Source organism: Microseira sp. BLCC-F43, assembly GCF_041929235.1.
GTDB lineage: Bacteria > Cyanobacteriota > Cyanobacteriia > Cyanobacteriales > Aerosakkonemataceae > Microseira.
Genome location: NZ_JBHFNP010000026.1, coordinates 1 through 3,449 on the forward strand (window position 1 = coordinate 1; position 3,449 = coordinate 3,449).

3 protein-coding genes and 1 pseudogene are annotated in these 3,449 nt (G+C 46.0%); 2 read left to right on the forward strand and 2 right to left on the reverse strand.

Annotated elements, in window-relative coordinates; translation table 11 throughout:
• Positions 1-244 (forward strand): annotated as a pseudogene (locus ACE1CM_RS03745) (hypothetical protein); the annotation flags it as partial.
• Between the two features lie 41 nt (positions 245-285).
• The gene (locus ACE1CM_RS03750; RefSeq protein WP_374876069.1) at positions 286-549 is read left to right on the forward strand and encodes an aminotransferase class IV; all 264 of its coding nucleotides are present in this window, start codon (positions 286-288) and stop codon (positions 547-549) included.
• A gap of 651 nt (positions 550-1,200) precedes the next feature.
• Here ACE1CM_RS03750 and ACE1CM_RS03755 read toward each other — a convergent pair.
• Positions 1,201-1,401: a helix-turn-helix transcriptional regulator gene (locus tag ACE1CM_RS03755; RefSeq protein ID WP_374876070.1), complete on the reverse strand. Its 201-nt coding sequence runs from the start codon at positions 1,399-1,401 to the stop codon at positions 1,201-1,203.
• Between the two features lie 121 nt (positions 1,402-1,522).
• A partial coding sequence (locus ACE1CM_RS03760; RefSeq protein WP_374876071.1) for a clostripain-related cysteine peptidase occupies positions 1,523-3,449 on the reverse strand: 1,927 nt, incomplete at its 5' end.

A 3,449-nucleotide genomic window follows, 5' to 3' on the forward strand; every position in this document is an offset into this window, starting at 1 on the left:
GCTCGCACACCTGCGTCGCCTTTCTTCTTCTCTCCAAACCTTCGACTGGCAGATGCCAAACTGGGAACGAGTGCGACTTGGTGCCCAAATCTTAACTGAACACTACCCCGTTCTTAGAATTACCATATTTCCCGATGGGCGCGAATCGATTACCGGGCGAAACTTACCCGCAGATTTGACAGAAAGAAAAAAATATGGTATAGCGGCTTGGGTAGCTGAAGGGGGGGGTAGGGGGGAACGCTAGCGACTCACAAGACAGGTAATTACCTATCGCCTTGGCTGGCATTGCAGCAAGCGCAAAAATACGGTGCAAAAGAAGCCATATTAGTAGATGCATCGGGCAATTGGTTAGAAACAAGCACAGGCAACCTGTGGGGATGGCAAGATGGTAGGTGGTGGACGCCGCCAGTAGCAGCGGGAATTTTAGCAGGATTAATCAGAGAGCAGCTAATTAATCGGTTGCACAGCCAAAATAAGAAAGTACGCACGCGAGGCCATCACCAAAGTTTCTTGGTCGCAGAAACCCGGTTTCTTTGCGTAAGGGGTTAATCTGTGATGTGGAAGCTCGCGCATTTCACAAATAGAATAGCTCGCGCATTCCCAACCAAAACAAAAAGCTCGCGCATTTCACAAATAGAATAGCTCGCGCATTATTCACCGATACCCCAAAGCGCGATCGCTCTAATTTTGAATCAGTTTATTGTATTCAGCATGAGTCCCAATCCAAAACGATAAAATTCCTGTTTTTACCTTCACACCTAAAGGTCGATAATTCTTTGCTGCACGGAATGACCAGTATTTGCCTACTTTTTTGAAATGTAACGATGGATGAGATGGATCGGCTTTCAACAATTTATTCCCAAAATCGGCGGTTAGTGTAGTGCATCAGAAGTCCGAGATTCAAAATCAGCAATTGCTTCTTGTGCCAGGGATTCCAGCTTACCCTGTGCAATGTTTTGTTCTAACTGCCGATCCCAATGTTGATAATCGATCTCTGCAAACCACTTGGCTAGTTGACGGAACTCTTGGGGTGAAAGTTGAAGGATTGCAGCTTAAATTTGCTCAAGGGACATAGGTGTATTTGATGCTAGGTTAAGCGCTACTGTGTATATGGTAGCAAGTCAGCTTGTTGGTAGCTCGCGCATTCCTCACCCATGTCCCAGTTGCGATCGCCTACCACGATTGCCTAATGCGCGTTAGTTAATCTACAAGAGCGTTTAAGGAAAGCTTCAGGAGGTCACACAACGCTTTCGTCTGTTCTAGATAGAGCTTTGGAATATATCTGCCAGCTACCCAATTTTTCACAGTAGTTACAGTCACACCTAATTGATCGGCAACTTGCTGCTGCGTCAAAGAAAGCGCTTCCCGTCGTTGTTTGAGCTTTTCCCCCACATTAGTCATTCACTGTCTGATGCCAAAATTAATAGCGATCGCATACCCAACTAAGACAACAAGCGATCGCACTATCACAAAGGAAAGTGCGATCGCGCTCCTCAAGTAAGCAGATCTAAAACTTACTCACCTATGCTGTTTGCCACCAGGAAAGGAACTCATCCCAAGTTGTATCGGCGGCAAAAGATGGACTCCAGTTATTGTAATTAGCAGTGGGTGCATTACCGCGTTGCTGGAAGTTAATTGATAAACCAGTACCCCGTCCATTAATTGAAGAGTAATTGCCAAGTATTGCACTATTGTAGGCGTTGAGAGCCGTTTGAGCCGCAGTGCGGATGCTTGCTGTTATGCCTATGTCGTTGGCAACTCTTGACAGCAGGGTGCCTAAATCCCGGTAGCCAGGAAAATCTCCATCACCGAAAGTACTGGAATTAGCACGATGGGTCTCCAATCGACTGCGATCGTTTAATGTGGAGCTATTCATGAAGGTCGTGGCAAATTGACTCAAAGCGTTGGATAAGTTGTTCATGCCTCCTAAATTGATCGCTGATAGGGTTTCCTCAAAGCCGTTCCATCCCGTATCAGCATAATCCTGACCGTAGCGGTTAACAATCGTAGTACCTAGCTGCGTTGCGGTCATTGTAGAATTAGCAGTCAGAGCGGACAAAATCGTGGTGTAATTAAAACCTGTTCCGGGTACAAGTTCCTGGGAACCAACAAAGACAGAGGTTTGATTTCTGATTTGATGAGCGAATTCAGTCATTCCCATCAGACAGGAATCTGCACCAACCAGGTTGATTCTGTTAGAAAAACCAGATAGAACGCCGCTAAGTTCGCTAGCAGTAATCGAGTCACGAGTGACGTCGTCATAAGCAATACTGCGACCATCTCCGTGCCCCCATAGTATCAAGCCGTAGTTATTAGCTTGATAGTTGGTCGTAGCCCAATTGACGAAGTTGCTGAGTGTATTCGGATCGCCCATATTCGCTTCGCCAATGCTCGTTCCCCAGTTCAAACCGGGCGTACTTCCTGTATTGATAATTCCCCGACGAGTATCTGTCCAGTCACCGAAACGATTATCGTACCCAGCAGTGCGATCGAGTTGAACCACAACATTGACGTTATTTCTGGAACCAACATTTGCCATTTCTAGGAAGTCATCAATGGCAAACTCCTCCAGGTCGTCGCCTGGCATGTAAACCATAAAAGTCCAGTTTGCCCGATCCACCGCCACCGGGTTAGCAGTCAAGCTGAGACTGTCATTGGTATTCACCCCACTCATCGGGTATACCTGTGGAAAGTAAGTCTTGGGATTAATCGAAATTTGAATCAGGTTGCCATTGATGTCGAGTAACTCTAAAATGGTATCGCCACTCAAACCATTGAGAGTGAGACTGAAGTTACTGTTGTTATTCAGGGTGAAGCGATAGAAGTCGTTGGTATCGGCAGTATCAACAAAGTCGCTGAAAGTTTGAGTGCCGCTCAGGTTACCGATGTTACGGGCACTACCCAGAGTGCTGTCCATTTCTATCCCAATGGCTTTTTCATTTAACATGATAGTCGCCGTATCATCCTCAGCTTTCAACGCTAACAGTTCACCTGCACTTAATGTCTTGCCTTGAACCGTTGCAGCAAAAATTTCTCCTTGCTCTCCCGCTGCATCAGAAACCTTCACCTTTGAGTCTATATAATGCCAAATTTCTTCCAGAATCACCCTCGTAATAGCTTGTGGATTACCAGCATTTTGGGCAATGAATTCCTGGGATAAATAAACCGTATTCGTCAAACTAGCAAAAGCGCCATTCGCCCCATTTATCGCCGCAGATGGCAGAATCTCAATCCCTGGCAGCGCCGTAAAATTTCCTTGACCAAAGTCTTGAACTAACTTACTAGCAACCTCGTTATTCCAATTATTCCCAAAAGCCAGATTCATCTTGTTGCTAAAATCTGCATCGGTCGCCAATCCCTTGAGATAACCGTAAGCCGATTGCAGCGCTAGCTCTACAATTGGGTTAGCTAAGCCATTCGATAAAACCTGCCCCGTTAGGGAATCTACA